The sequence below is a fragment of the Streptomyces sp. SID8352 genome (assembly GCF_009862265.1).
Lineage (GTDB): Bacteria > Actinomycetota > Actinomycetes > Streptomycetales > Streptomycetaceae > Streptomyces.
The window spans coordinates 14228-40934 of record NZ_WWGX01000039.1; the positions used below are offsets into that span (position 1 = coordinate 14228).

Genomic DNA, 26707 nt, shown 5'->3' on the forward strand with positions numbered 1-26707 from the left:
CGCGGAAGGGCGTCACGCCACAGGCCGCGCGTAGCGCAGGTCGGCCGTGCCCGAGTAGCCGGGCAGGGTGGTGACTCCGTTCTCCTCGACCTTCCAGCCCAGGCCGTAGACGTTGACGTACACCATGTAGTTCTGGATGGCGGGCGAGGCGGCGAGCGCCTTCCGCAGCCGCTCGGGCGGCCCCACGGCCTGGATCCGGTACGGCGGCGAGTAGACCCGGCCCTGGAGGATCAGGGTGTTGCCGACGCAGCGCACGGCGCTGGTGGAGATCAGCCGCTGGTCCATGACCTTGATGCCCTCGGCGCCGCCCTCCCAGAGGGCGTTCACCACGGCCTGGAGGTCCTGCTGGTGGATGACGAGGTAGTCGGGCTGCGGCTCGGGGTAGCCGGGCAGCTTGGCGGTGGCGTCCGGCGGGGCGTCGTCGAGCGTGACGGTGAGGGCCTCGCCCTTCAGCTCGCGGGTGCCGGCCCGCTCCTCCAGCCCGGAGAGCCTGCGCTCCTCGGCCAGGGTGCTGCCGCCGTCGCGGTCGGCGAGGGACTCGATGTCCCCGCGCAGAGCGGCGTTGGACTCGTCCAGTTCCCCGTTCTTCCGGCTGCGTTCGTGGATCAGATCGGACAACTTCAGCAAAGAGGCGTCCGTACGGATATTGGTGCCCTTGGCGGTATTGAAGCTGGTGAAGAAAAGGAGACCGGCCAGGGCGAAGACGGCGGCGGTGAGGATCCGCACGGGGCGGAATCCCCGCCGGAATCCTGGTCCGCGGACAGGGCTGGATACCTTCCCGGGGGAGTCGGCAGAATTGCTCAACGTACCCTTATCTCCTTCGGCGCCACGGAAGCACTACGCTAACGGACGCCCGGGGGAGCGTTCAGAGCCCCTTGCATCGACAGGAGAGACCCTCGTGCCGAAGTCACGTATCCGCAAGAAGGCCGACTACACGCCGCCGCCCGCGAAGCAGGCGGCAGCGATCAAGTTGACCAATCGGTCCTGGGTCGCACCCGTGATGCTGGCCCTGTTCGTCATCGGTCTCGCCTGGATCGTGGTCTTCTACGTCACGGACGGTTCGCTGCCGTGGGACACCCTGGGCAACTGGAACATCGTGGTGGGCTTCGGCTTCATCGCCGCCGGTTTCGGTGTTTCCACGCAATGGAAGTAGCGCCTCGCGCGCTGTGTTTCCCGGGTTCGGACCGGTCTTCCCCAGCGAGTTATCCACAGGTTGTCCACATGGGGAAAAGAAACGACGATCTGTGGATAACCACCAGAGCGTTGACGCCGGTGTGACGGAAGTACCAGCTCCCGAAAACACGTTCGCCCCCTGCCTGACCTGCGGAAACACAGGTCAGCGACAGGGGGCACACCTGTTCCCGCGCCATATGCACAAGATCCGGCACCCGCTGTGGACAACCGGGAGTGCTCAGGTGAGCTGGGCGGTTCTCACCAGGGTGAGGACGACCACGGCCACCAGGACCAGCGCACAGGCCCCGTACTGCACGGCGGCCCGCCGTTCGCGCGGGGCGTGCAGCATCGCGTAGCCGATCAGGACACCGGCGACGAGACCGCCGATGTGCGCCTGCCAGGCGATGTTGAAACCCGGACTGAACGTGAAGACCAGGTTGATCGCCAGCAGGACGACGACCGGCCGCATGTCGGCGTTGAGCCGCCGCACCAGGGCGGCGGTCGCGCCGAAGAGGCCGAAGATCGCGCCGGAGGCACCGAGCGAGGGCTGGTTGGGCTCCGCGATCAGATAGCTCAGCGCGCTGCCGGCCAGCCCGGAGCAGAAGTACAGGGCGAGGTAGCGGGCCCGGCCGAGCGCCGTCTCCAGCGGACCGCCGAGCCACCACAGGCTGAGCATGTTGAAGGCGATGTGCATCACGCTGCCGTGCAGGAACATCGCGGTCAGCAGCCGGTACCACTGGCCCTCCGCGATCCCCTCCACCGAGCCGAGGCCCGGCACATAGGCCTGCCCGATCAGCTCGAAGCGCTCGGTGAACCGGTCCCCGACCGCGAACTGGACCAGGAAGAACACCAGGTTGATCCCGATCAGGATCTTGGTGACCAGCCGGGGGTCCGCGGAGACGACACCGCCGGCCAGGGTCCGGGGCTGCCACGCGGGGGGAGCCAGCCGCGCTCCGCCCGACGGGCCCCGGGCGCAGTCGGGGCAGTGGAAGCCGACGGAGGCGTCGACCATGCACTCCGGGCAGATCGGCCGCTCGCACCGGGTGCAGCTGATGCCGGTCTCGCGGTCGGGATGGCGGTAGCAGCCGGGGAGCCCCTGCTCGGGCGGGGGCGCCTGGCCGCCGGGTCCCCACGGGCCCTGCGGGCTGCCGGGTGCCTGTCCGTCCATGGGTTCCCCTCGCTCGTCCGTCCGGGGCGGGACACACCCCCGCCCCGCACATCCTTACGGACGGGCGGGGCGTTTGGTTCCCCCGGGACCCACTCCTGCGGGGCCGGGGGCGGTGGCGGTCAGCCCTCGACGGTCTCGACCACGACCGACTCGATCACCACGTCGTCCACCGGACGGTCGGTGCGCGGGTTGGTCGGCAGTGCCGCGATGGCGTCGATGACCTTCTGGCTCGCCGTGTCGGTCACCTCGCCGAAGATCGTGTGCTTGCGGTTCAGCCAGGTCGTCGGGGAGACGGTGAGGAAGAACTGCGAGCCGTTGGTGCCCGGACCGGCGTTGGCCATGGCCAGCAGATAGGGGCGGTTGAAGGAGAGGTCCGGGTGGAACTCGTCCCCGAACTCGTAACCGGGGCCGCCGGTGCCGTTGCCCAGCGGGTCACCGCCCTGGATCATGAAACCGCTGATCACCCGGTGGAAGACGGTGCCGTCGTAGAAGCGGTCCGTGGACTTCTTCCCGGTCGCGGGGTGCGTCCACTCCCGCTCGCCCCCGGCGAGTTCGACGAAGTTCCGGACCGTCTTGGGGGCGTGGTTCGGCAGGAGCCGGACCCGGATGTCGCCGTGGTTGGTCTTCAGGGTGGCGTGGAGCTGCTCGGCCACGAGGTGCCTTCCGTCGTCCTGTCGTGCCCCCCGATCCTCGCACGCCCGGTGCCGTGCGTCGTGCAGCCGCCGGAACCCGTTCCGGTCCGCGCCCCGCCCCGGCCGCCGGAGCCCGCCGCCACCGCCGGGGACGGGGTGGGGGCGGGGCCGGGACGGGCCGGGGGCGAGCGCGGGGCGCCGTTTCGTGGCATTGTCGTCGACGGGTTCGCGTTGATCCCCGTTCGTCCACTCCCGCTGCGCTTCACCCCTGACGGCGATGGTTTCTCCGGGGTTGTCCGGCGGGTTCCGGAGCCACCGCCCGTGCCCCGGATGCCCGCTCTCGCATGCCCGGCGCCCCGTCCGCAGGCATGATCCGCACAGGGGTGGAAAGTCGAATGACCGTACGCCACCGAGGAGGAGGAACCCGTGACCCGCATCGACAGCGTGCGCGCCGCGACCGGTTCGGCGAAGGACAGCGTCCTGCACGCCGCGGACGCGGTGGCGCCCTACGCCGACACGGCCAAGGACCGGGCCGCCCACTACGCGCACGAGGCCCGTGTGCGGCTGGCGCCCAAGGTGTCCCAGGCCGCCTGCCAGGCCCGCCTCCAGTACGGCACGCATGTCGCGCCCCGGCTGGAGCAGGCCCGTACCCATGTGCCGCCCAAGGTGGACCAGGCCGCTCAGGAGGCCGCGCTCCGGGCCCGGGTGGCCGCCCGGCAGGCCGCCGATTACTCCCGGCCGAGGGTCGAGCAGGCGGTGGCCGCCGCCGGTCCCGTCCGGGACGAGGCCGCCGCGCGCGGTGCCGCCGCCCTGGCCGCGCTGCGGGGCCAGGTCTCGGCCGACGAGATCCGGCGGCTGGCCCGCAGGAACGAGCGGCGGGCGAGGACCGGGCGCTTCGTCAAGGTCCTGGCGCTGGTCGGCATCGCCGCAGGCGGGGCCTTCGCCGCGTGGAAGTGGTGGGACCGCCAGGCGAACCCGGAGTGGCTGGTCGAGCCGCCCGCGGCGACGGAGGTGCCCCGGTCCGGGCGGCTGACGTCGGTGGACGGTTCCGGCGAGGGCGAGGGTGAGGGCGACGGCGAGGCCATCCTCGAACCCGAGGTCCAGGCCAAGCAGGCCCAGGACGAGGCCGCGGAGGGCGACGAGCCGCGCTGAACCCCCCCGGCGCGACGAGCCCCTCGGCGCGCCGGATTCCCTGCGGGGATCGGTCCCCGGAGCGCCGGACCCGCACGGCTCCGTTTCCCCCCGCCCCCCGCCCCGTCGCCGCGGTCGCTCCGTCGCCGTGGCGCGGAGGAGGACGGTCTCTTCCGCCCCACGGCGGCGTTTCACGTGGAACAACGCAAGCCCGTCCGGCCGTGCGCCGGGGCAGGAGCATGCCGGTGTCGGGGCGATGGTGTGGGCGGGCGGTGCCCGGTGCGGGGTGGTGCCCCGTGCCGGGGGCGGTGGCGGCGGCCGCGACCGGGCGCGGTGGCCCGCGGTCCGCCGCGCGGCGGATTCCGGAGGAGGCCCCGGCTCAGCGGCCGTAGCGGCGTTCCCGCAGGGAGTAGGAACGCAGCGCGCGCAGGAAGTCGATCTCGCGGAAGTCCGGCCAGTAGCACTCGCAGAAGTACACCTCCGCGTAGGCGGACTGCCAGAGCAGGAAGCCGGAGAGGCGCTGCTCCCCGGAGGTGCGGATGATGAGGTCCGACTCCGAACGCGCCTTGGAGTACAGGTGCTTCGAGATGTGCTCCATGGTGAACGTCTCGATGAACTCGTCGATGTCACCACCCCGGGCGCTGTGCTCGGTCAGCGCGGAGCGCACGGCGTCGACGATCTCCCGCCGCCCGCCGTAGCCCACCGCGACATCGACCTTGGTGCCCTGGGTGCGGCCCTCGGTCGCGGCGGTGGCGCTCTTCAGCCGGTTCGCGGACTCGGCGGGCAGCAGGTCCAGCGCGCCGACCACTTCCACCCGCCAGGGGTTTCCCGGCGCCGCCAGGTGCTCGACGACCTCCGCGATGATGTCGATGAGCGGTTCGAGCTGGTCCTCGGGCCGGTGCAGGTTGTCGTCGGAGAGCATGAACAGGGTGACGTGCTCGATCTGCGCGGAGTCGCACCAGCGCAGGAAGTCCATGACCTTGGCCCCGCCCGCGCGGTAGCCCTCGCGCGGGTCCTCGATGCCGGACATCTTGGCCCAGCGGCGGTTGCCGTCCAGCATGATCCCGATGTGCTGGGGGCGTGGGAGTCCATCCAACTCTCTGACCAGGCGCCGCATGTACAGCGCGTCGAGAGCGGCCCGTACCTTCGCCCGCATGGTTTACCCCTTCCGGCTCGTCGGCGGCAACGGAACGGCCCCGACGGCGATGAGCCACCCGGCAGCGTCCCCTTGGGGGGTGTGGTGCCGGCGCCCTCTGAGGTGACGATATCAAGAGCAGACAGCGCTTCTCCGGGGCTCGACGGGCCGCGCGGACCCGCGCGCGGGGCGGTCCGGGGGCGCTTGGGAAGGGTGTGACGGGTGGTGCCGGTGTGGCAGGTTCCACGGCGCGGAACGGAGCCCCGGCACCGGACCGGGCCGTCCGCCGGGCGCGGGGAACCGCTCCCCGGGGAGGATCATTTTCCCGAGGGACCGTCTCCGAACAGGTGTTTCTCCGGTAACTCCCGCTCCGTGGAGGGGGACTGCCCGACCGTGCGGCCCCGCGAGGAGCCGTCGGCCCGGACCGGCCGCCGCCGGGCCCCTCCCCCGGCGCGGAGCCGCTCGCGGGCACCGCGGCGGCGGACGGCGGGGCGGTCCGCGGGCCCACCGGGCCGGGGGCGGCGGCGGAACCGGTGTCCCACATCGGCCGAAACCATGATCCACACCTGGCCGACATCGTGTCGTCGGGGCGCCGGCGGGGCCATGGGCGGCCGGGGACGATGCCCGCGGCGCGGCGCGAGACCGCGCGGCACGGCGAGGCCCGGTATGGAGCGGGACCGCGCGGCGAGGACAGGGAGCAGCGGGGAGGGGCGGGCGGCGCCGAACCCGGGGCGCCGGACGGGGCGGGGCGCGAGGCGTGTGCCGGGCGGGGCGTGCGGCGCGCGCCCGGTGGGGGGCGGGGCGTGCGGCGCGCGCCCGGTGGGGGGCGGGGCGTGCGGCGCGCGCCCGGCGGGGCAGAGCGCGGGGCGCGCGCCCGGCGGGGCAGAGCGCGGGGCGCGCGCCCGGTGGGGCAGAGCGCGGGGCGCCGGACGACGCAACGCGGGGAAGGCGGGGCGGTAGCCATCGGTGCGACCCGGGCGGCGTGCGCCGGGGCGGGTCCGTGGGGCAAGGCGAGGGAAGACGGTTGCCCTGAGCGGGTTCCTGACGGTCCGCCACGCACCGTTTCTGGCTCTGATCACACTACGTGACTGCTATCTATGCTTCGCATGACACCCAGGCAACGCCCCCTCATGCCAGGACGGCGCGCATGGCCGTCCCGCATCGCTGCCTCGGCCCTCGCCCTGGCGCTGGCCACCGGCTCCTCTCTCCTCATGGGCGCCACGGACTCCGCCCAGGCCCGGCCCCAGGACCAGACCCAGACCCGGGCCGAGAACCAGACCCAGACCAGGGTCCGCGCCAGCTCCCTCGTCCAGGAGACCTTCACCGAGGCCACCGCACCCGACTTCACCGGAGTGGGGTCGGCCTGCCTCACCGGCGCCCCGGCCGCCGCCCCTCCGGGCGAGGGCAACCACCCGCTGGGCGGCTGCCCCGAGGGCGTCGGCCCGGTCCCGCCCCCGGACGCCGCCCCGAACGGCTACCTGCGGCTGACCGACGCCTCCCACGACCAGTCCGGCGCCGTCCTCCACAACCACGCGCTGCCCGCCACACAGGGCCTCGACGTCACCTTCGACCAGTGGCAGTACGGGAGCACGACGCCCGCCACCCCGGCCGACGGCATCTCCTTCTTCCTCGTCGACGGGGACACCGACCTGAACCACCCGGGCGCCTTCGGCGGCAGCCTCGGCTACGCGCAGAAGCTCCCGGACGACGACCCCACCGCCGAGTTCCTGCCCGGCGTGGACCGCGGCTACCTGGGCATCGGCCTGGACGTCCTCGGCAACTACTTCGGCGACTGGGAGCACCGCGGCAACGGCTGCGACACCCGCTCGCCCGCCGGGACCGCCTTCCACGTCCCCGCGCCCGGCCCCAACATGGTGACCGTGCGCGGACCGGGCGACGGGATCGAGGGCTACTGCTTCCTCACCGCCACCACCAGCAACTTCAGCACCACCGGCCCCTGGCCGTCGACCCTGCCCGGCCGGCTCCAGGGCCCGCTGACCACGCTGCCACCGGACGCCACGCCCGTCGAGGCCCAGACCGCGCTGGAGCCCTCGCGCCGCCGGGTGCACGTGGAGATCACCCCGGCGCCGGACCCGGTCCTCACCGTGTCGATCGACTTCAACGACGGAGCCGGCTTCCAGCAGGTGCTGACCACGCCGGCCCCGCAACCGGTGCCGTCCACCTACAAGTTCGGCTTCGCGGCCTCCACCGGCCTGTTCACCGACGTGCACCTGATCCGCAACGTGGCCATCAGCACCCAGGTGCCGCTGCCGCAGCTCGACCTGGTCAAGCAGGTCAAGGAGCCCCGGCCGGGCGACCTGACCGTCGGGTCCGAGGTGCCGTACGAGTTCGTGGTGACCAACTCCGGCGAGACGGACATCGAGAACCTCACCGTCGACGACCCGAAGGTCGGCCCGGTCTCCTGCCCGACGACGACGCTCGCGCCCGGTGAGACGGTCACCTGTACCGCCACCTACACCGTGACCGCCGCCGACGTGGCGCAGGGCTCCATCGAGAACACCGCCGTCGCGCGGGGCACGTCGGACGGGGAGCCGGTCACCTCGCCGCCGTCCTCGGAGACGGTGCCGATCGAACTGCCGGCGGGCATCTCCATCGAGAAGCGGGTGACGACCCCCGGGCCGTACAACGTCGGCGACGAGATCACCTACACGTACACCGTCCGCAACACGGGCGGCACCGAGCTGACCGGGGTCGCGGTCCAGGACGACCGGGTCACCGGCATCACCTGCGGGTCGACGACGCTGGCACCGCTCGGCAGCCCCGGTGACAGCACCACCTGCACCGGCACCTACACCATCACCGCGAGCGACGGCACCGCCGGTTACGTGACCAACACGGCGACGGCGAGCGGCACTTCGGAGGGCCGCACCATCACCTCCCCGCCGACCGAGCAGACGGTGCCCGTCGGCGCCCCCCACCTCACCCTGGAGAAGCGGGTCGTCACGCCCGGCCCGTACGCGGTCGGCGACGAGGTCACCTACTCCTACACCGTCCGCAACACCGGCAGTACCGTCCTGCACGACGTCCTGGTCAGCGACGACCTGGTGGCCGAGGTGACCTGCGGGTCGACGACCCTGGAGCCCGGCGCGAGCACCACCTGCACCGGCACCTACACGATCCGGGACGCCGACGTCGCGGACTGCCCGGACTCCGGCACCGGATACGGCACCGGATACGGCACCGGTGGCGCGGGCTGCCCCCTGACCAACGTGGCCATCGCGGCGGGCACCGACCCGCAGGGCAACCAGATCGCCAGCGAACGCGCCGAGGCCACCATCACGGTCGGAGGCGGCGGGAACGGCGAATGCCCCGGGAAGGACCACGGCAAGAAGGGCTACGGCGAGCCCGGCAAGGACCACGACGAGTCCGGAAAGGGCTACGGCAACCCCGGGCACTGCTAAGGAGCCTGACCCCCCGGTACCGAACGAGCCCCCCGGCCGCCTCTCCCGCGGCCGGGGGGCTCCCGCACGCCCGGCTCCCGTCACCGGCCGGGTGCGGGACGCCCCGCCGCGGCTGCCGGGGCGGAGGCGCCGCGGCGCGGGCGCGGGCGCCGGAAGCCGGGCGCCGTGCCGGTCAGCCGCTGTACGGGGTCTTCGCGCGGGCGTCCCGCAGGGCGTTGCCCCACCAGATGAGCTGGTCGAGCAGGGTCTTGGCCGCCGCCGGAGCGGTGTCGTTGGTGACCTGGCCGTCCTCGCCGAACTGCTCCCAGACGTTGCTGAGCGTGACCACGTCGCGCACGGTCGCGGCGTGCAGCTCCGCGCATACGGTGCGCAGGTGCTCCACGGCCCGGGAACCGCCCGCCACCCCGCCGTACGACACGAAGCCGACCGGCTTGGCGTGCCACTGCGTGCCGGTCCAGTCGAGCAGGTTCTTCAGCGACGCCGGATAGCTGTGGTTGTACTCCGGGGTGACCACGGCGAACGCGTCGGCCCGCTCCAGCCGCCCGGACACCTCGTCGAGGACGCGCCGCACCTCGGGGGCGGGCTCCATGGAAATGACCGTGGGCAGGTGATGCTCGGCGAGGTCGATCATCTCCACCGCCACTCCGGCGTTCCGGCGCGCGACACCCGCGAACCACTCGGCGACCGTGCCGCCGAAGCGGCCTTCGCGGTTGCTGCCGATGATCACGGCGAGGCGGAGGGGGGCGTTGGGCATCTCTGTCTCCTGGGAAGGGTGAGTGGCGTCGGACGGGCCTGGTGTGCGGCGGGCCGTGCCGCCGCCGCTCGGCACGGCGGACGGCCCGGACGGGGGCCGGACGGCCCGCGCGCCTCCACGATCCGACCTCAACTTCGGACGAGGTCAAGGGGGGAACAGGAGTCCACGGCCCCGCGGTGGATCTCCGGCGCCGCCGCCGGCCGGTTCGGGGTGATGCGGGCGTGCGTCAGACCCTCCGGGTTGGTCGAAGCCGGTGCCGCGGCGGCGTGCCACCCGGGACACCGCTCCCGGACGCTGGTCCCGCACAGCCCGGCCGCGCGGTTCCGGCCGCGGTTCCGGCTACGCACCCCGATCGCGCGCCCCGACCGCACGGTCCGCGAGGTGCCCGTGGGCCTCCCCGCCCCGGGGCGCCGAGGGTCGGGCCGAAGGACGGAGGGGGACAGGGCTCGGCGGGGACAGGGGCCGACGGGAGACAGGAGGCGGCGGGGACAGAGGGCGGGCGGCGCTGGAATCCCCTGGCCGGGACTTGACCTCAATCGCTGTTGAGGTCCAAGACTTCTCCTCGGCGTCCACGACACACAACCAACTGACCTGACCCTCCATGTGATTGACGTTCCGTCAGAAAGAGACGGAAGCGACCGGCGACCGCGCCTCCGGGGCGGGAAGCGCTGCGGCAGCGCGCCCTCGCGCAGGAAGCCGAACCCGTGCTCGACCGCCGGCACCCCGAGCGCCCGCGCACCCCGAGACGGGCTCGAGCGTGGCCTGACCCCCGGCCCCGCCGGACGGGCGCGCGGACCGCCGACAGCCCGTGCCACCTGGCGTCAAGCAGCAGTCGAGGCAACCTCAAGACCGTTGCGTGAATCTCGCAGCGCCGGGGAGCGGCGCCGTGAGGACTACGAAGTGTCCCAGTTCCACGAACCAGTGAATGCGAAGTGACGGCGATGAAGGCTGCAGCGTTGTTCTCGTTCGGCGGGCCCGAGGTCCTGACCCTGGCCGACGTCCCCGAGCCCCAGGCCGGTCCGGGGCAGGTGCGCGTCCGCGTCCGGGCGGCCGGTGTCCAGCACTTCGACACCGGCATCCGGCAGGGGTGGGCGCCCCCCTCCATCGACCTCGGCTTCCCGGTCGTGCCCGGCAACGAGTTCGCCGGCGTCGTCGACCGGGTGGGCGAGGGCGTCACCGGCTTCGCCGAGGGCGACGAGGTCCTCGGCTACACCACGCTGGGCAGCTACGCCGAGTACGTCGTGGCGCCCGCCGACCAGATCGCGCACAAGCCCGCGAGCATGCCCTGGGACGTCGCGGGCGGCTTCTCCGCCAACGGCCAGGGCGCCCACCTGTGCCTGGGCGAGATGAAGGTGGGGCCGGGCGACACGGTCCTCATCCACGCGGCGGCCGGGGCCCTCGGCACCTTCTCGGTCCAGCTCGCCAGGGCCTGGGGCGCCACCACCGTCATCGGCACCGCGAGCGAGGCCAACCACGACTACCTGCGCTCGATCGGCGCCGTGCCGGTGGCCTACGGCGAGGGACTGGTCGAACGGGTCAGGGCGGTGGCGCCGAACGGCGTGGACGCCGCCATGGACAACGCGGGCCCCGACGCGCTGCGGGCCTCCGTCGAGCTGGTCAAGGACAAGAACCGCATCAGGACCATGATCTCCGACGAGGCCGCGGAGGAGCTGGGCGTGCCCGCGCTGGGGCCCGGCCGGTCGGTCGAGCGGCTGCTGGAGCTGATCCGGCTCTACGAGCAGGGCAGCATCCGCATCCACATCCGCAACGCCCACCCGCTCGCCCGGGCCGCCGAGGCGCACCGGGAGCTGGAGACCGGCCACGGGCGCGGAAAGCTGGTCCTCACCGTCGACTGAGGCGCCACCGCCCCGCACGGCAGAAAAGAACGAAGGGAATCCAGGACACCGTGGCGTCAGAAATCACGGAGGCGGGCGCCAAAAAGGCGCAGAAGGAAACCAGTCTGATAACGCTCGGCTGCGTTGTGATTCTGGGCACCATCGTGGCCGCGATCGACGGCACCGTCATGGTGGTGGCGATCGATGCGATCGGAAAGGACTTCTCGGCGTCGACCCAGGCCGTCCAATGGGTCACCGGCGCCTATCTGCTCGCCACCTGCGCGGCCATTCCGGTCTCCGGGTACATGGTCGACCGCTTCCGCGCGCGGACCGTGTGGCTGCTCTCCCTGGTGGCCTTCCTGGCCTCCGTGGTGCTGTGCGGGGCCGCCTGGTCGTCGGCGAGCCTGATCCTCTTCCGGGTACTCCAGGGGTTCTCCGGCGGCCTCATCGGCATGGTCGCCACCGTGGTGCTGACCCGCGCGGCCGGTCCCGAACGGGCCGGCCGCGCGTTCAGCGCGGTCGCCGTGCCCTCCACCCTGGCGCCGGTCCTGGGCCCCATCGCGGCCGGCGCCGTCATCGACTCGGCCAGTTGGCGGTGGCTGTTCTACGGTCAGCTCCCGCTCCTGGTCATCGCGCTGGGCGCGGCCCTGATCGTGCTGCCGCGCGACGGCGCCGACCGCACGGCGCGCCTCGACTGGAAGGGCCTGTTGCTCATCACCCCCGGGCTGGCGGGCCTTGTGTACGGCCTGTCGGAGGTGGCCGGCACGGACATGACCGGCTCCGGCGGGGTCCTTCCCGTCGTCCGGAACGTGGCGTTCGTCGTCGCCGGAATCCTCCTGACGGTCCTCTTTGCCCGGCGCGCGCTGCGGACCCGCCAGAATCCACTGATCGACCTGAGCCTTTTCGGGAACAAGGGCTTTTCCATCACCGTCGTACTCCTCTTCGTAGTAGGATTCCTGCTGTACGGCCTGCTCTTCCTGATTCCGCTCTATTACCAGCAGGTCGTCGGCCTCAGTGCGACGGCCGCCGGAGCACTGCTCGCGCCGCAGGGCGCCGGAATGGGAATAGCGGCCGTATTCATCGGCTCGCTGAACGACCGGTTCGGCGCCCGGCCGATCGTGCTGTGCGGTCTGCTGCTCACCACCGCGGGCACCGTGCCCTTCGCCTTCTCCGGCGCGCACCCCGACGACCTGCTCCTCGGCGCGGCGCTCGCGCTGCGCGGCATGGGCCTCGCCTCCATCTCGATCCCGCTGTCGGCCTCGCTCTACCAGAGCAGGCTGCCGCAGGAGGCGATCCCCCACATCACCACGATCAGTGCCGTCGGCCAGCGCGTCGGCGGCGCGCTCGGCGGGGCCATGGCCGCGGTGAGCCTGCAGCTCATGTCCGAGCCGGGCCGCACGGCCGGCGGGTCCGCGTTCACCGTCACGTTCTGGTGGATGACCGGGCTGCTCCTGGCGCCCCTCGCGCTCGCCCTCCGGCTGCCCCGCAAGGCCAGGGGCTGAGCCCCGGGCCCGGCCACGGGCCCCGGCGGCGCCGCGCGCCCCGGACGTCCAGGTACTCGCCGTCGTCGACGCTCTCCCCGATGACCCAGGCCATGCCGTACGGCCGGTTGCCGTCGGCGGGGACCTGGTCGCGCAGCGCCTTCCGACGCCGGTCCGCGCCCCCCGGCGCGACGGCCGGCGGAAGCTCTCCCGGTTGTTCTGCGGGAGCAGGAAGAGGAGGTGGCACACCTCGGCGATGCACGTCTCCTCGTCGCCGTGGGACGTCAGCACGCCGGCACGCCGACACGTCAGCACGTCAGCACGTCAGCACGTCAGCACGTCAGCACGTCAGCACGTCAAACAGGGACAAAAAACACCCCCCTGACGACGTTTCCAAAGGTCAGAGGGGTGTTTCGAAGTGGAGCCTAGGGGAGTCGAACCCCTGACATCTGCCATGCAAAATCACGTGACCCTAGAAGCGGGTCTCACGGAGTCTCGCCGAGTGGCCCCGAGCGCAGGTCAACAGGGTGGTGATCCCCTCGCTACGAGATTGGCCGAGCTTCGACGAGGCTCGCGGAGGGGGGAATGTGGACGTGAAGTGGATTCCACATCCCTGCGGTCATCACGAGACCGCCCGCAGGTGACGGCCGGTACCGCCAGCCTCAAGGGCATCGCGCACGCGGTCTGCCGCACCCTCGCTGCCGTGCGTGTAGAGCCACGTCACCCGCCCACCCCGCTCCTGCCCGAGCATGAGCTGCACGTCCTTCTCGCTCACGCCCCGAGCATGCAGACGGCTCGCCAGCGCGTGCCGGTAGTCGTGCATCCGCGGCCAGTACTCCTCTCGTCCGGTCTCGGGGTTCTTGATGAGCCGTGCCAATCCCACTTCCTTGATCGCGGGGATCCAGATCCGGCGCCGGAAGTTGTTGCCGCGCAGCACTCCGTCCAGCACGGTCTTCTCCCCCTGGAGGGATCGGACCTCACCGGCCATCGGGCCGCGGAACACGAGTTCGTCCGGGCACAGTCCGGTCTCAACGTCGGTCACCGCCCTGGACGCTGGCAGGCGCTCCAGCATCAGCGCGGCGGCCTCCACGGCGAGCGATGTGAGGGGGACCGCCCTGTATCCGGCGACGGTTTTCGGCATGCTCTGGCGGACGACGGTCCCGCGGTCGTCCACGAGGATGTGCCTGACCTCAGCTGTCTGGCCCTCAAGGTCGAGGTAGCAGGCGCGCAGACCGATGATCTCGCTCCAGCGCATGCCGGTCTCGTGCGCGAAGTCGACGAGCGGCTGATACCACCCGGGGATGGCCTCGCGGATCGCGGCGTACTGCTCTTCGGTGGGGGGCCGCAGATCGTCCGGGTGCTTCGTCGGGGCTGCGGCCGTGATGGTGACGGAGTCGAGCGGGTTCTTCGCAATGCGCTCGTCCACCACTGCGTCGCGCATCAGCGCGCGGAGCAGCTCACGGACCTTCACCTGCGTGGCGTGGCCCTTGACCTCGGTCCGCATCCACGCCTGGACCTCGGCGTGCCGAATCGAGTTGAGCTTGCGCCGCCCCCACTTCGGCTCGATGTGGCACGTCCAGGAGCTGAGCTTTCGGTTGCGGGTGGTGGTCCTCTTGGGCTCGTGGCCGGGCCACCATTCGTCCCACCAGGCGCTGAGGGTGATCTCGCCGCGCTTGGGGTCCAGGTAGGTCCCGGAGCGTACGGCCTCGCGCATCCTGTCCAGGAAGGCGTCGGCCTCCTTCTTCTTCGGGAAGTTCTTCGCCTTCTGGTCGCCGTTGCTGTCTCGGTAGCGGGCCTGCCAGGAGCCGAGGCAGTCGCGGCGCTTCTTCCGCTCGCCGTGTTCGGCCAGCGGGTACTTCTCCATGCACGCCTGGCAGCCGCACGACTTCGAGCGGAGCTGGCGGGGGTTGTTCGTGGCCCTAGGCGGCATGGTGCCTCCTGCGGCAGGGCTGGCGGGTCTTCTTGGGCGTCACGAAGCACCTCGTTCTGTCACTGGGCAGCGAGGCGGATGCTCTCGCCGCACCAGCAGCGTGCACCCAAGGACCTCTGGCGGACACCAATTTCGTCGAGAACGGCGCGGACGGCGCGGACGGCGAACCCGTCACGCAGATCCGGCGGAATGGTGATCACGTTCCTGTCGCGGTCCCACGGATCGCTGATCTCGTCGAGCGGCGCGTACAGGACACGGATGCACATGGCGCACTCCCCTTTGGATGCACGGCTGAGTGTCGCCAACGGGGGAGGAGGAGAGCGTCGGCCCGATCGACCGTACTCCTTGCGGCGGGAATATGACACTGCTTAGCGCACGGAATCTACACGTCCGCGCACAGGGTGTGACTGACCTTCAGGCTAAGGGAGTTGCTTGTTGCTGTCCGCGAGCGCCTTCGCCTGAATCTCCAGCATCTCCTGCTGCTCCTGCGTCAGCCTGTCGAAGACGCTCAGGAGGCGCGCCTTGGCGTCGGGGCCGAGCGGGGCAGGGGCCCGGCGGCCGGCGGCAGCCGTGAGCCGCGTCAGGCTGTACTGCGGGAAGGCCTGGGCGAGGCGTCGGATGGCCTCGTCGCGAGGGACCTTGCGGCCGTTGATCCAGGTGCTGACCGTGGAAGGGGACGCCTCGATGGCGCGGGCCACGTCGGACTGGCTGGCGTTGTAGTGCACCATCAGCTCGGCGAGTACCTGCGCGAACGTCTCGGCGTTGGGGTCGGCTTCCACGGGCACCAGAGTGCCCGCCCGACTCTACTTTTTGCAAGTAAAAGTAGAACCATGGCGCGTTCCACGCCCGTGCGTAACCTCCCCGTCACGCAGGCGTGGAGCTGCATATGCCGCGCCACTATAGAACAGTCGTTCGAAAAAGGCCACTAACTTGCCGCCGCTCGGCGGGACTCGGGGAGACTCGTTGACAGAAGCGTGACTGTGACGGTAGAAAGGTCACAGCGCCGCAGCCCATGGCGCCACACCAGCCACAACCCGGCACGAGGTCCACATGCCAAAACTCAGCCGCAAGGGCGCAGGCCAGCCACTGAGAGACGCCATGAAGCGAGCCGGACTCACCGGTCCGGAACTCGCCGAGGCGACCAAGGAGGTCGACCCGGCCGGCAAGGGCATCAGCCCCGCCACCGTCGGACGCCTGACCGGCAGAGGAAAGACCGCCCGCGACCGCTGTGAGTGGGACACCGCCTGGTTTATGGCCGAGGCCCTCCATCGGAGGACCAACGCGCCGCTCCAGGACCTCTTTGCCATACCTGCACATTCCACCGTGACAGTAGAAAGGTCAACACCTGATGCCGACCAAGGTTGACCGGCACGTCGCCAGCCTCCCGGCCGGCCTGCTGCCGCTCCTGAGCCAGAAGGAGCTGGAGACGTACTACGGCGTCTCCGACTGGACCGTCCGCCAGTGGATGAAGGCCGGGATGCCGCGCGAGCCGTTCGGCGCCCGTGGCTTCCGCTTCGACCTGGACCAGGTCCGGGGCTGGATGGCGGAGTACGCCGAGCAGCTCGCTGCGACGGCCTGAAGGTTCCTCACCAACGCCGAAGGGCCGCCCGCTTGCAGGCCCGGCGACCCCCGACTCGGCGACCATCACCACTCTGAAAGCGAGGCCCCCGTGGCCACATCATTCCAGACCCCGCGCATCGAGCATCTGTCGGTGCTGGCCCACGAGGCGGCGCGACGCGACAACGAGAACGACTACGAGGTCACCGTCAACATCCTCGGTCTGCCGCAGGCCGACCACGAGGTCGACGCGGACGCGGTGCGCGTCACGTCGGCAGACATCCAGGTGCTGGCCGCGTGGCTGGAGGAGAAGGGCGGCACGGTCGCCAAGCTCGACACGGGCTTCGGGGTGACGGTGTGGACGCTGTCCACCGTTGCCGGGGCTGACGAGGGCTACATCGGGTGCCGGGTGCTGGTGACGGTGCCGGTTCCAGCGTCCGGCTGGGTTCCGTGCGAGGTCACCGAGGCGGTGGCCGCATGAGTGCCCCGCTGGAGGTGAACACCCTGGACGGCACGGTGTGGACGCGCCGGGCGGTGACCCGGGACGGGCTCGCCTTGTACGCGCCGGAGGGCGTCTGCAACTGCCCGGAGTTCGTGATGGCGACGCTGCCCGAGCTGGCGGAGCGCGGGATCGGCGGATCGGCGGACGTGCTGCTGGCGCCGGTGGGCCCGGGCCCGGTCGTCCGGCCGATCGCGCTGCCCGAGGCTCAGGTCGACGCCCTCGCCGCATCCGGGAACCGCGCGGTGAACGACATGGTCCACGAGGACTTGTGTGCCTGTGACGCGTGGCCGGAGAAGTGTCTGTCGTCGGGTGGCTTCTTCCAGGGGTACTGGGACTGGGGCTACTTGGAGACGGCGATCCCGGCGGTGCTCGGCTTGTGGGAGTCGATGCGCGGCGGCGAGTTGGAGCGGCTGCGGGCTCGGGTCGCCGAGCTGGAGTCGCCGACGCTGACGGTGTACCGGGCGTCGCACGACTCGATCGTGATGGGCCACTACACCACGGCCGCCGAGGCGCGGAAGCACTGCGAGACCGAGATGCGCCGCGAGTACGACGAGAGCACGAAGGTGTCGCTCTGGTGGCGTGAGGACGAGGACACCGTCGACCAGCCGGAGGACGGCGAGCAGGAGCTGTTCGTGCACGCCACCCCTCGCGGCATGGAACGCGGGCGCACCTGGCGCTCGGGCTACGTGGTGACGCCGCTGGAGGTCGCTTCCGCGTACGACCCGGACGGTGACGAATGAGCGCCGCCGAGTGGCTCCTGTGGGTCGCCGCCGCCGGAATCGTCTGGGCCGTCTTCTGCGCGTCTTCCCTGCCCGACCTGTGCGCCCGTCTCGCCGCCCGCTACCGCCACGGAGGTGGCCCCCGATGATCACCCGAATCCGGCTCGTCTTCCACCGGCTCTTCCGCCGCCCCGCCGTCACCGGCCCCTACCCCATCTACATCCGCCGCCTCCCGACGGGCGCCGTCCTCGACATGGAGGACTACCTCACCGCGATGCTCACCACCCTGGCCGACAACGCGGACCTCCTCGACCTGCTCGACGAGATGGCCCGGGACCGGGCCGAGGCCCGCGCCCACGACGGGTGGGAGCCGGAGGGGCTCTACGTGGAGCAGCTCCTCGCGGCGCTGGGCTACGAGATCCCGGTGTACGGGGACCGGGTGGTGGGGCTGGCGGAGCGGCTGCTCGCGGTGGCCCCGGCGCGGGCCGAGGGCGCCCCGGCGCGCAGCGCGGCGGGTGCGGCATGAGCCTCGTGACCATCACCCCCGCCGCTCTGCCGCCTCAGGTGTACGCCCACGACGCGGACCACGATGTCCGCCTTACCTCCGACCCGACGCGGTGGCGCCCCGTGCGCGGCATCGGGACCGGATGGGTCAAGCCCCACGCAGGGACCGGTCTCTGGACCTCGCCGGTCACCGCACACCGGGCTGATCGGACCCCGACGGACAGCGCCTGGCTGGAGTGGAGCCGCGCCGAGATGGACGCGGACACCAGCAGTCAGATGCTCACCGAGGTCTGGCCGACCGGCACCGCCCGGCTCCTGCTGATCGACGACCAGGCGCACCTGGCCGCGATCATCGCCGCCTACCCTGCCGAACCGAACCCGTACGCTGCGCCCCGCAACGGCGGCCGCTACCCGGATTGGGAGGCGCTGGCCGCCGACGGGTGGGACGGCGTCTACCTGACGGACAGGGGCCAGTGGGCGACCCGACTGCCTCGGTCGGGCCCGGACTTGTACGGCTGGGACCTGGAGTCGTGCCTGTGGCTGCGGCCGTCCTACGTGGTCGGCCGGACGGGCTGCTCGGCGGCACGCAGTGGGGCGGGTGCCGCGTGAGCACCGCCCGCCAGCACCTGATCGCCGCTCTCGCCCGCGTGCCGGGAGCACCGCTCACCGCCGTGGACCACGCCGAGCAACTCGCCGACGCCCACCGGGCCGCCGTCCTGATCGAGGACGGACAGGCCTACGACGGCGAACTCGCCATGCTCCGCGGCCTGGTGGCCACCCTGGTCGCCGTCGCCGAGCACGGTGACCTGACCGACGTCCGTCAGCTCCTCGCCGAGTACCAGCGCGACGACCGCGAGGCCCGGAAGATGGCCAGCCCCATGGGGGCCGCCGCTTCCCGGGCCGGGAGGACCCGCCCGTGACCATCCCCTCCGCCCCCATCACCGACGCGGCCCGGATCCTCGGCCAGATCCAGCGCGGCGAGATCCGCGCCGGAGCCGACGCCGCCCGCGAGATCGCCGCCCGCCACCAGGCCGCCTACGGCAACGCCGTCTGGGGCCCGGCCCCGGACGACGCGTGGGCCGACGCCCTCGCCTCCCTGAACGGAGACACCAGCGCATGAGCACGACCGTGCAGGCCGGGGCGGCCACCACCGCCCCGGCCGCCGGCCGCCGGGTCACTCCCACCGGCCGTCTTATCCTCCCCGCCGACGCCGACCGCGCCGACTGGCTCACCGCCCGCCGCTCCGGCATCGGCTCCAGCGACGTCCCCGCGATCCTCGGCCTCGTCGAGAAGAACCCGCCGCTGAAGGTCTACCTCGACAAGCTCGGCCACGACGTCGACGACGCAGGCGAGGCCGCCTACTGGGGCACCGTCAACGAGGCCAACGTCGCCCACCGCTGGGCGATGCAGAACCGCAGCGTGATCCGCCGCGTCGGCCTCGTCGCCCACCAGGACCACCCACACTGGATGACCACCCTCGACCGACGCGTCACCGAGTGCCCCCTCGACTCCCACGAGCAGGCGCCGTGCGCGCTGGAGATCAAGACCCGCAGCGCTTTCAAGTCCGCGCAGTGGCACGCCGGAGCACCCGACGACGTCACCGCGCAGGTGCTCTGGCAGATCGCCGTCAACGGCTACGAGCACATGCACTACGCCGTGCTCATCGGCGGCAACGACTACCACCAGGGCACCATCCGCGCTGACCAGTACGCCGACGTGATCGCGGACATCACGACCGCGGTCGACAAGTTCTGGGTCGAGCACGTCCAGGCGCAGGTGCCGCCGGAGCCGAGCGGGGACGGCGAGGCGCTGACGAAGCTGTTCCGCCGGCTGCACCCGATCCGGTCCGGATCGGTGGACATCGTCCGGCACGACGACGCCCTCGACGCGCTGGCTGACTACAACCGCCACCAGCGCGCCGAGTCGGCCGCGAGGAAGGCGAAGAGCCAGGCGAAGGCCCGCATGGTCGCCGCCCTCGGCGACGCGCAAGAAGCCCTGATCGCTGGTGAGCGCGCCTACTCCCTGGAGCCGTCCAACGCCGCTCCGCGCGTCGATCTGGAGCTCCTCGCCGAACGCTGGCCCGACGCCTACGAGGCGTGCGTGACACCCAATCCGACCGAGCGCATCGCCATCGCGCAGCAGTACAAGGGGGACTTCTGACATGGGCCTGCGAGAGAACGCGGCCGCAGCCGCCGGCCGGACGCTGAAGACGGACGATCTCCTCGACGAGATGGACCGCGGCCGGGCACCTGAAGAGTACGTCCCCGCTCCGGACCCGATGGCCGACTACGAGCCCGGCGACGACGACCCCGAGATGGTGCCCGTCCACATCGCGTGGCTCCGCGTCCGTAAGGAAGTCCGCGCCATCGCCAAGCGCGAGCAGTACAACGGCGGCGGCACCCGCTTCAACTTCCGCGGCGTCGACACTGTCGTCAACACCTTCGGCCCCGTCACGCTCAAGCACGGGCTCAACATCTTCCCCGTCGGTATCGAGGCGGAGCACCGGGACACCACCACGTCCAAGGGCAACAAGATGCGCGAGTGCACCGCGACCGTCTCCTGGATGGTCATGGGCCCCAAGGGCGACACCCTGCCGATGCTGCTGAAGTCCCGCGGCGAAGCGCTCGACTCGGCGGACAAGGGCACGGCCAAGGCGCAGTCGGTGGCGCTGAGGGTGCTGCTGCTGACGGGCGGGTTGACGCCGACCCACGACCCGGACCCGGACTCGACTCGTGTCGAACGTGGTGAGACGCCGGTCCGGCCAGCGGCTACCTACCTGGACGAGATCTGCAACCCGCGCACGAGCGCCGGGCGACTGCGGCAGATCCACCACGAGTTGGGGACGACGCGCCAGTTGGGCGCCCTGGTCACCAACGAGGTCGGGGACGAGGAGCAGATCGGGGCGATGGTCGTCCGCATCGGCAAGGAGCGCGCCGCCGGGGGTGCCGAGTGAGCACCTTCGCCGACGTCCGCAAGCTGTCCTGGGACACCGAGACCACCGGCCCGAACCCGCTGGAGGACCGCATCGTCACCGCGGCGATCATCGTCCGCGGCGGCGGCCGGGACGACCGCGTCTTCTCCTGGCTCATCAACCCCGGCATCCCGATCCCCGCCGAGGCCAGCGAAGTCCACGGCATCACCGACGCCATGGTGAAGGCCGACGGACAGGACCCAAAGGCCGCCCTCGACGAGATCGCGACCAACCTGCTCCAGGCAGCCGTATGGGGCATGCCCGTCGTCGCCTTCAACCAGTCCTTCGACTGGTCGATCCTCCACCACGACCTCGTGCGCAACGGCCTGCCCACCGTCGAGGACCGCCTCGCCGCGTACTCGGACCTCCCGGTGCCGCTGGTGGACCCGCACGTCATCGACAAGCAGTTCGACCGGTACGTCAAGGGCAGTGGCCAGCGGAAGCTGAAGCCGACCGCCGAGCGGTACGGCGTCACGCTGACCGACTGGCACACCGCCGAGGCCGACGCCCTGGCCGCGCTGCTGATCGCGGAGGCCCAGTTCGAGCGGTACCCGCGGCTGACCGATCTGGGCCCGGCGGCCCTGTTCGCGGCGCAGCAGGCGTGGCGGGCGGAGCAGCAGGCCGGGCTTCAGAAGTGGTTCCGGACGCGGGCGACGCCTGAGCAGGGCGGGGACCCGGCCAAGGTGATCGACGGCTCGTGGCCGCTGATCCCGGCTCAGCGAGGCGGTGACGCCTGATGTTCGTCACCCGCCGCCGTCACGCCGCCGAGACCACCGCTCTCCGCAAGCAGGCCGCCGCCGCCGAGGCCCGGCAGGCCGCCACCGAGACCGAGAGGCAGCAGCTCGCCCGGCAGCTCGCCGAGGCCGACGCCACGGCCCGGGGCCTGGAGGAGCAGCTCCTCGTGACCGGCCGCCGAATGGCCGCGCTGGCCGAGTCGGACCCCGGGTACGCCGCCGCCCTGGAGCGCCGCATCACGCGCCTCCAGCGGGTCGGCGCGCGACTCCTCACCGTCCGGGACGCGGAGCGGCACCGCGCGGACCGGCTCCAGGCCCGCCTCGACGAAGCCCTCGGCCTCGACGACACCGCGGTGCTCGCGGGCCGGGACTGGCAGCGCACCCGCCAGGACCGCAAGGGGCCCGCGTCGTGAGCCACTTCGCCGCGGCGCTTGCCGGAGCCCTAACCGCCATCGGTGTCGGCGCCACGCTCCTTGGCCGCTACTGGCCCGCCCCGGCCCGGCGCCGCCTCCCGGCCCGGCCGGACACCCGCCCCACTACGACCACCACGGGAGACCCCCGATGACCGCCGCCTTGTTCGACCTCCGCCCCGAGACACCGGCCGCCACCACGACGGCCGGGCCCCGACCCCTCATCATCGGCCTCGACCTCTCCCTCCGCTCCACCGGAATCGCAGGCGAGGGCTGGACCGACCACATCCGCACCAAGCTCACCGGCGACGCCCGTCTCGCCCACCTCGAAGACGGCATCGCCTCCTTCATCCGCTCCGCCGACCTCGTCGCCATGGAAGGCCCGAGCTTCGGCCACGGCGGACTCGGCGGACACGAAGACCTGGCCGGCCTGCGCGTCCTCGTCCGCCGCTACTGCCACCGGCACCACATCCCCTACGCGGTGCTCCCGCCGTCGTCGCTGAAGCTGTACATCGCCGGGTACGGCAAGGCATCCAAGGGCGAGGTCCGGTCCGCGGTCGCCGACCGGTACGGCGTGCACACCGAGGGCACGGCCCGCTACGACGAGGCCGACGCCTACGCCGCGCTCGCCGCGGCCTGCGACTGGTGGGGGGCGCCGCTCGCCGCGGTCCCGGACCGGCAGCGCGCGGCCCTGGGCGGCTGCACGTGGCCGGACCGCGAGGCGGTGCAGACCCGATGACCACCGCCCTCGCCCTCTTCGACCTCGCCACCCTCAACCCGCTGTGCAGCCGGTGCCACACCAGGCCCGCCACCACCCACGTCTACGCCACCCAGAACCTCCTCGGCACCCACCCCACCTGGCTGACCACCCGATACCGCGACGCCACCCGCCGCGCCCACTCCGGCCCCTGCTGCGGCACCTGCGCCTGGACCCTCGCCACCGCCTGGTGGGGCTCGATGGCCTGCCCCCGAGGCGCGTGCGGCCTCTGGGCCCACACCCTCACCGACCCGCAGCCGGGCTGGGACTGCCCGCGGCACCACCGGGAGACCGCGGTCGTGTGGCGCAGCCCGACGGCGGTGGCGGCGTGATCGCCGGGTGGTGGGCCCGCGCGGCCTGCGCCGGCACCGACCCCGATGCCTTCTACGCCGACGGGCCCGACTCTCACAACCAGCGCACCCTCGCACAGCAGGTCTGCGCCGCCTGCCCGGTCCGGGCCGAGTGCGCCGCTCACGCCATCCAGACCGGCGAGAACTGGGGCATGTGGGGCGGCATGACCCAGAAGGAGCTGCGGCGAAGGCGTCTCCGCGGGGTCGTCCCGACCGGCCGCAGGACCGCGGCATGACCGGCTGGCTCGGCGGCCTCCAGATCAGCCGCACCGACCGCGGCCAGACCCCCATCGCCGACTTCCTGTGCACCGCCTGCGGCACCCACCGCCGCATCACCGGCCGCACCAACGTCACCGACTACGTCCGCTCCCAGCCCATCACCGACCACCGGGCCACCTGCCCGGCCAACCAGAAAGGCCCCCGATGACCCACATCGACGCCGACGTCAAGTTCGACAGCAAGGTCCTCACCGACGTCGCCGAAGCCCTCGAACCCCACGCCGAGCAGATGTTCAAGCTCCGCCGCGGCCGCTGGATCGCCGTCGTCGAGCTGGCCCACGTCGAGCGCACCGAGCCCGGCCCCGACGAGGACAAGCATCCCACCGTCAAGGTCCGCGTCACCGGCATCGAGGTCGCCGCCGACGAGATCACCGCCGGACGGCTCCGCAGCATCCAGCGGGAGATGTACGACCGGCGCACCAGCGGCGGCACCCTCTTCCAGCCCGACGAGGACGTCGCCTGATGGCCGGCCGCAGGCGGGGCGGCGACGGCGCCCGCCCCTGCCCCGCCTGCGGCACTCCGACCCTCGCCCAGTGGGTCGGCACCACCGCGGCACTCCACGCCACCGTCGACCTCCCCGGCCCCGATGAACCCCGGCCCTGGGCCGCCGCCCTCCTGCACCGCACCCCGAACAACCTCATCTGGTGCCTGCCCCGCCCCCGATACGGCCCGCTACGCCTCCGCTGGACCCACGCCCGGCATCCCCCGGACTGCCCGCACCAGCACCTCACCAGCCACACCTGCACGCCCGCACCGACCACGCTCTTCTGAGGAGACCGCCCCGTGGAGAACGTCCGCCCCTTCCCGCGCGACCCGGCGGATCAGGACGGCCCCGACCATCACGACGCGGAGCGCTACGTCCTCGGTGGCTGCATGCACCAGCCCAAGCAGATCCCCACCATCCGCGGCATCCTCGCCCGCACCGACTTCGCCCTCCCCGCCCACGAACTGATCTGGGACGTCCTGGGCCACCTCTACGACGAGGGCGAGCCCGTCAACCCCATCTCCCTCCGCATCGAGCTGGAGAAGCGCAAGGAACTTCGGCGGGCCGGCGGCGTCGGCTATGTCGCCCAGCTCGGGAACTACGGAGGCGACCCCGCCTACTACGCCCAAGAGGTCCGGCGCCGCGCCGAGCTCACCGCTGAGGCCGACCTCGGCCGACGAATCGTCCAGCAGGCGACCGCGCCCGATGCCGAGCCCGGCCGGGCCGTCACCTTCATCGACGACTACCTCAAGCGGCAGTCCGAACGCGCCGCCGGCCGCTCCGGCGACCCCGCCGACGCGCTCCTCGCCGAACTTCTCGACGCGTCCAGCCTCGACAACATGCCGACCCTTGAACCACTCGTCGGCGACCTGCTGCACCTGGATTCCCTCGCCCGGATCGTCGGCCCGTCCGGGCACATGAAGTCCTTCGTCACCATCGACCTGGCCGCGCACGTCGGCACCGGCATGAAGTGGCACGGCCACTACGTCCATCAGGGCACCGTCGTGTACCTCGTGGCCGAAGGCGCCCGCGGCATCCGCAAGCGGGTCCGCGCCTGGGAGAAGCACTACGGGCTGAAGATGGACAACGTCCTTTTCCTCCCCCGGCCCGTCCAGGCCATAGGGCCCGAGTGGGACACCCTCATCGAGGCGATGCGGCGCCTCCAGCCCCAGATGATCGTCATCGACACCCAGGCCCGAGTCTCCGTGGGCGTCGAGGAGAACTCCGCGAAGGAACTCGGCGTGGTCGTCGAACGCATTGAGGAGCTGCGGCGCGCCACCGGGGCCTGTGTCCTGGTCATCCACCACACCGGCCACATCGGAGAGCACGGCCGCGGTTCCTCCAGCGCGAAGGGGGCTCTCCAGTCCGAGCTGCACGTGTCAAAGAAGGGGGACAGCGCCAGCAACATCGTCGTCACGGTCAAGGTCGGCAAGCAGAAAGACGACGAGGAGTCCGGCGACCTCCAGTTTGGGTTGAAGGTCATCACCCTCACCGGGGAGGCCAAGCCGGACGGCCGGCCGGTCACGTCCGTGGTGCTGGAGTCCCTTGACCACCGTCCTGCTGACGAGATCAAGGGGACGGCGCAGTGGCTGGTGCGGGTGCTGGACAAGGCTGACATCCCGCTGAAGTGGGGCAGTCCTCGGGTCATCAAGTGGTGTGCGGAGTACGGCATCCAGATGCGGAAGGACAAGGTCGAGGAAGCCGTGCGGATTCGGAAGCACCGGAACAGCTTCGATGAGGCACGTACCGGGACGGGGGATGTCAATTCAGGCGCCCCTTTCGGGGTGAATGAGGACATGTCCGACGACAGGTCACAGTCGGTGTCCGATTCACCCCCGAATGACCTCCCCCCGAACATCCCCCGAGCCCCTGAAAGCAACATCCCCCGCGATCTTGGGGGGAGCCCCGGGGAGAACCACGAAAACCCCAGGTCAAACCTCCCCCCACTCTCCGGGGGAGGCCCGGGGGAGGCCCCACTCAAACCTCCCTCCCCCCGCTCCCCCTCTAGGGAGGGGGGAGGTGAGGGAGCACCCACCGAACACCCCCACTGCACCGCCTGCAACAAGCCCCTCACCGGCTACCGCCGAGACCGCGGATACGACACCCACATCGGCTGCGACCCCACCCTCGGCAACCCACCACCACACGACGCCGCCTGAGCCGCCCATTCGGATATCCGGCGCCCGCGCGCACACCCACCCTCTGGAGCCTCTGATGACCCCACCCCGCCGTATCCAGCGCCGCCGCACGAAGGGCTGGCGCGCCCCCGAAGGAGCCATCTACGTCGGCCGGGGAAGCCGCTGGGGCAACCCCTGCACGCAGGTCCGCATGCCCGCTCTGGACGGCTCGGAGTGGGAACGCGAGGGCCGCCTCGGCAAGACGTCCGGGCAGTGGCACGGCTTCCGGCACCCCGACGGCACGACGACGTCGCACCTGGTGCAGGACGCGACCCGGGAGCAGGCCGTCGTCATGTTCCGGGAGTGGCTCGTCCTGAAGCCCAGCCTCGCCGAGGCCGCGCGTACCGAGCTGGCCGGCCGGGACCTCATGTGCTGGTGCCCGCCCGGCGAGCCCTGCCACGCCGACGTGCTGCTGGAACTCGCGAACCCCGTCGACGACTGCCTCACCTGCGAGCACTTCCTGCCCGCCAGTCCCCCCGAGGAGCAATGCAACCCCGACGGCTGCGGCTGCACCGGCTACCCGGACGCCTGCGACATCCACGCCGCACCCGCCGGAGCCACCTTCCCGATCGCCAACTGCCCCCGCTGGCAGACCGCGCGCAC

At 71.8% G+C, this 26707-nt stretch carries 34 protein-coding genes and 1 pseudogene; 26 read left to right on the forward strand and 9 right to left on the reverse strand.

Going from position 1 to position 26707, the window contains the following annotated elements; translation table 11 throughout:
• Positions 1-12: 12 nt before the first annotated feature.
• Complete coding sequence (locus tag GTY84_RS13805) at positions 13-804, reverse strand: DUF881 domain-containing protein (RefSeq protein WP_161226548.1); 792 nt, start codon at positions 802-804, stop codon at positions 13-15.
• Between the two features lie 94 nt (positions 805-898).
• On the opposite strand from GTY84_RS13805, the gene crgA reads away from it, so the two are divergent.
• Positions 899-1153 carry a cell division protein CrgA gene (gene crgA / locus GTY84_RS13810; protein WP_161226549.1) on the forward strand — a complete coding sequence of 85 codons (255 nt, stop codon included), beginning with the start codon at positions 899-901 and terminating at the stop codon, positions 1151-1153.
• 258 nt (positions 1154-1411) lie between these two features.
• Here crgA and GTY84_RS13815 read toward each other — a convergent pair whose 3' ends face one another.
• On the reverse strand, positions 1412-2341 hold the full coding sequence (locus GTY84_RS13815) for a rhomboid family intramembrane serine protease (RefSeq protein WP_161226550.1): 930 nt from the start codon (positions 2339-2341) through the stop codon (positions 1412-1414).
• Between the two features lie 119 nt (positions 2342-2460).
• Entirely contained in the window at positions 2461-2994 is a 534-nt protein-coding gene (locus GTY84_RS13820) for a peptidylprolyl isomerase (protein ID WP_161226551.1), read from the reverse strand.
• A 405-nt stretch (positions 2995-3399) separates the two neighbouring features.
• On the opposite strand from GTY84_RS13820, the gene GTY84_RS13825 reads away from it, so the two are divergent.
• On the forward strand, positions 3400-4125 hold the full coding sequence (locus GTY84_RS13825) for a DUF5324 family protein (protein WP_161226552.1): 726 nt from the start codon (positions 3400-3402) through the stop codon (positions 4123-4125).
• A 358-nt stretch (positions 4126-4483) separates the two neighbouring features.
• Here GTY84_RS13825 and GTY84_RS13830 read toward each other — a convergent pair whose 3' ends face one another.
• Positions 4484-5260 (reverse strand): isoprenyl transferase, encoded by a 777-nt coding sequence (locus GTY84_RS13830; protein WP_161226553.1) that lies wholly within the window; start codon positions 5258-5260, stop codon positions 4484-4486.
• 1109 nt (positions 5261-6369) lie between these two features.
• Here GTY84_RS13830 and GTY84_RS13835 point away from each other — a divergent pair.
• Positions 6370-8661, forward strand: a complete 2292-nt coding sequence (locus tag GTY84_RS13835; RefSeq protein WP_237532258.1) for a hypothetical protein — start codon at positions 6370-6372, stop codon at positions 8659-8661.
• Positions 8662-8833: 172 nt separating this feature from the next.
• On the opposite strand, the gene GTY84_RS13840 is transcribed toward GTY84_RS13835, so the two are convergent.
• Complete coding sequence (locus GTY84_RS13840; RefSeq protein WP_161226555.1) at positions 8834-9415, reverse strand: NAD(P)H-dependent oxidoreductase; 582 nt, start codon at positions 9413-9415, stop codon at positions 8834-8836.
• Between the two features lie 941 nt (positions 9416-10356).
• On the opposite strand from GTY84_RS13840, the gene GTY84_RS13845 reads away from it, so the two are divergent.
• Positions 10357-11271 carry an NADP-dependent oxidoreductase gene (locus GTY84_RS13845; protein WP_161226556.1) on the forward strand — a complete coding sequence of 305 codons (915 nt, stop codon included), beginning with the start codon at positions 10357-10359 and terminating at the stop codon, positions 11269-11271.
• 50 nt (positions 11272-11321) lie between these two features.
• On the forward strand, positions 11322-12752 hold the full coding sequence (locus GTY84_RS13850; protein WP_161226557.1) for a DHA2 family efflux MFS transporter permease subunit: 1431 nt from the start codon (positions 11322-11324) through the stop codon (positions 12750-12752).
• 43 nt (positions 12753-12795) lie between these two features.
• On the opposite strand, the pseudogene GTY84_RS33840 reads toward GTY84_RS13850, so the two are convergent.
• The 4 genes and pseudogenes from GTY84_RS33840 to GTY84_RS13870 form a co-directional block, all read right to left on the reverse strand.
• Positions 12796-13004, reverse strand: a pseudogene (locus GTY84_RS33840) (carboxyl transferase domain-containing protein); the annotation flags it as partial.
• Positions 13005-13353: 349 nt separating this feature from the next.
• Positions 13354-14661, reverse strand: coding sequence for a tyrosine-type recombinase/integrase (locus tag GTY84_RS13860; RefSeq protein WP_237532259.1), 1308 nt, complete (start codon positions 14659-14661; stop codon positions 13354-13356).
• A 59-nt stretch (positions 14662-14720) separates the two neighbouring features.
• A complete protein-coding gene (locus GTY84_RS13865) occupies positions 14721-14927 on the reverse strand; it encodes a hypothetical protein (RefSeq protein WP_161226558.1) in 207 nt (68 codons plus the stop codon).
• Between the two features lie 153 nt (positions 14928-15080).
• Complete coding sequence (locus GTY84_RS13870; protein ID WP_161226559.1) at positions 15081-15446, reverse strand: helix-turn-helix domain-containing protein; 366 nt, start codon at positions 15444-15446, stop codon at positions 15081-15083.
• A gap of 313 nt (positions 15447-15759) precedes the next feature.
• Here GTY84_RS13870 and GTY84_RS13875 point away from each other — a divergent pair, with 313 nt between their 5' ends.
• The 21 genes from GTY84_RS13875 to GTY84_RS13965 all read left to right on the forward strand — a co-directional run.
• Positions 15760-16026: an XRE family transcriptional regulator gene (locus tag GTY84_RS13875; RefSeq protein ID WP_237532260.1), complete on the forward strand. Its 267-nt coding sequence runs from the start codon at positions 15760-15762 to the stop codon at positions 16024-16026.
• Positions 16010-16240, forward strand: a complete 231-nt coding sequence (locus GTY84_RS13880) for a hypothetical protein (RefSeq protein ID WP_161226561.1) — start codon at positions 16010-16012, stop codon at positions 16238-16240. Before GTY84_RS13875 ends, GTY84_RS13880 begins: the two co-directional genes overlap by 17 nt.
• A 90-nt stretch (positions 16241-16330) precedes the next feature.
• Positions 16331-16699 carry a hypothetical protein gene (locus GTY84_RS13885; protein WP_161226562.1) on the forward strand — a complete coding sequence of 123 codons (369 nt, stop codon included), beginning with the start codon at positions 16331-16333 and terminating at the stop codon, positions 16697-16699.
• A complete protein-coding gene (locus tag GTY84_RS13890) occupies positions 16696-17460 on the forward strand; it encodes a hypothetical protein (protein ID WP_161226563.1) in 765 nt (254 codons plus the stop codon). Before GTY84_RS13885 ends, GTY84_RS13890 begins: the two co-directional genes overlap by 4 nt.
• Positions 17457-17588 carry a hypothetical protein gene (locus GTY84_RS34660; protein WP_272919207.1) on the forward strand — a complete coding sequence of 44 codons (132 nt, stop codon included), beginning with the start codon at positions 17457-17459 and terminating at the stop codon, positions 17586-17588. Before GTY84_RS13890 ends, GTY84_RS34660 begins: the two co-directional genes overlap by 4 nt.
• Positions 17585-17965 (forward strand): hypothetical protein, encoded by a 381-nt coding sequence (locus GTY84_RS13895; protein ID WP_202551107.1) that lies wholly within the window; start codon positions 17585-17587, stop codon positions 17963-17965. The genes GTY84_RS34660 and GTY84_RS13895 overlap by 4 nt, the downstream gene beginning before the upstream one ends.
• On the forward strand, positions 17962-18552 hold the full coding sequence (locus tag GTY84_RS13900; RefSeq protein WP_161226564.1) for a hypothetical protein: 591 nt from the start codon (positions 17962-17964) through the stop codon (positions 18550-18552). Before GTY84_RS13895 ends, GTY84_RS13900 begins: the two co-directional genes overlap by 4 nt.
• The gene (locus tag GTY84_RS13905; protein WP_161226565.1) at positions 18549-18863 is read left to right on the forward strand and encodes a hypothetical protein; all 315 of its coding nucleotides are present in this window, start codon (positions 18549-18551) and stop codon (positions 18861-18863) included. Before GTY84_RS13900 ends, GTY84_RS13905 begins: the two co-directional genes overlap by 4 nt.
• On the forward strand, positions 18860-19063 hold the full coding sequence (locus GTY84_RS32980; RefSeq protein WP_202551108.1) for a hypothetical protein: 204 nt from the start codon (positions 18860-18862) through the stop codon (positions 19061-19063). The genes GTY84_RS13905 and GTY84_RS32980 overlap by 4 nt, the downstream gene beginning before the upstream one ends.
• Entirely contained in the window at positions 19060-20103 is a 1044-nt protein-coding gene (locus GTY84_RS13910; RefSeq protein WP_161226566.1) for a lambda-exonuclease family protein, read from the forward strand. The genes GTY84_RS32980 and GTY84_RS13910 overlap by 4 nt, the downstream gene beginning before the upstream one ends.
• Before the next feature lies 1 nt (position 20104).
• Positions 20105-20896, forward strand: coding sequence for an ERF family protein (locus tag GTY84_RS13915; protein ID WP_161226567.1), 792 nt, complete (start codon positions 20105-20107; stop codon positions 20894-20896).
• Complete coding sequence (locus tag GTY84_RS13920) at positions 20893-21651, forward strand: exonuclease domain-containing protein (protein ID WP_161226568.1); 759 nt, start codon at positions 20893-20895, stop codon at positions 21649-21651. Before GTY84_RS13915 ends, GTY84_RS13920 begins: the two co-directional genes overlap by 4 nt.
• Positions 21651-22061 (forward strand): hypothetical protein, encoded by a 411-nt coding sequence (locus GTY84_RS13925; RefSeq protein ID WP_161226569.1) that lies wholly within the window; start codon positions 21651-21653, stop codon positions 22059-22061. Before GTY84_RS13920 ends, GTY84_RS13925 begins: the two co-directional genes overlap by 1 nt.
• A gap of 148 nt (positions 22062-22209) precedes the next feature.
• On the forward strand, positions 22210-22797 hold the full coding sequence (locus GTY84_RS13930; RefSeq protein ID WP_161226570.1) for a crossover junction endodeoxyribonuclease RuvC: 588 nt from the start codon (positions 22210-22212) through the stop codon (positions 22795-22797).
• Complete coding sequence (locus GTY84_RS13935; protein WP_161226571.1) at positions 22794-23147, forward strand: hypothetical protein; 354 nt, start codon at positions 22794-22796, stop codon at positions 23145-23147. The genes GTY84_RS13930 and GTY84_RS13935 overlap by 4 nt, the downstream gene beginning before the upstream one ends.
• Positions 23117-23401 (forward strand): WhiB family transcriptional regulator, encoded by a 285-nt coding sequence (locus GTY84_RS13940; RefSeq protein ID WP_202551109.1) that lies wholly within the window; start codon positions 23117-23119, stop codon positions 23399-23401. Before GTY84_RS13935 ends, GTY84_RS13940 begins: the two co-directional genes overlap by 31 nt.
• Entirely contained in the window at positions 23398-23592 is a 195-nt protein-coding gene (locus GTY84_RS13945; protein WP_161226572.1) for a transcription factor WhiB, read from the forward strand. Before GTY84_RS13940 ends, GTY84_RS13945 begins: the two co-directional genes overlap by 4 nt.
• A complete protein-coding gene (locus tag GTY84_RS13950) occupies positions 23589-23906 on the forward strand; it encodes a hypothetical protein (RefSeq protein ID WP_161226573.1) in 318 nt (105 codons plus the stop codon). The genes GTY84_RS13945 and GTY84_RS13950 overlap by 4 nt, the downstream gene beginning before the upstream one ends.
• Positions 23906-24214 carry a hypothetical protein gene (locus tag GTY84_RS13955; RefSeq protein WP_202551110.1) on the forward strand — a complete coding sequence of 103 codons (309 nt, stop codon included), beginning with the start codon at positions 23906-23908 and terminating at the stop codon, positions 24212-24214. Before GTY84_RS13950 ends, GTY84_RS13955 begins: the two co-directional genes overlap by 1 nt.
• A gap of 12 nt (positions 24215-24226) precedes the next feature.
• Positions 24227-26086 carry an AAA family ATPase gene (locus tag GTY84_RS13960; protein ID WP_161226574.1) on the forward strand — a complete coding sequence of 620 codons (1860 nt, stop codon included), beginning with the start codon at positions 24227-24229 and terminating at the stop codon, positions 26084-26086.
• Between the two features lie 55 nt (positions 26087-26141).
• The coding region (locus tag GTY84_RS13965; protein ID WP_202551111.1) for a DUF4326 domain-containing protein at positions 26142-26707 on the forward strand (566 nt) is incomplete at its 3' end.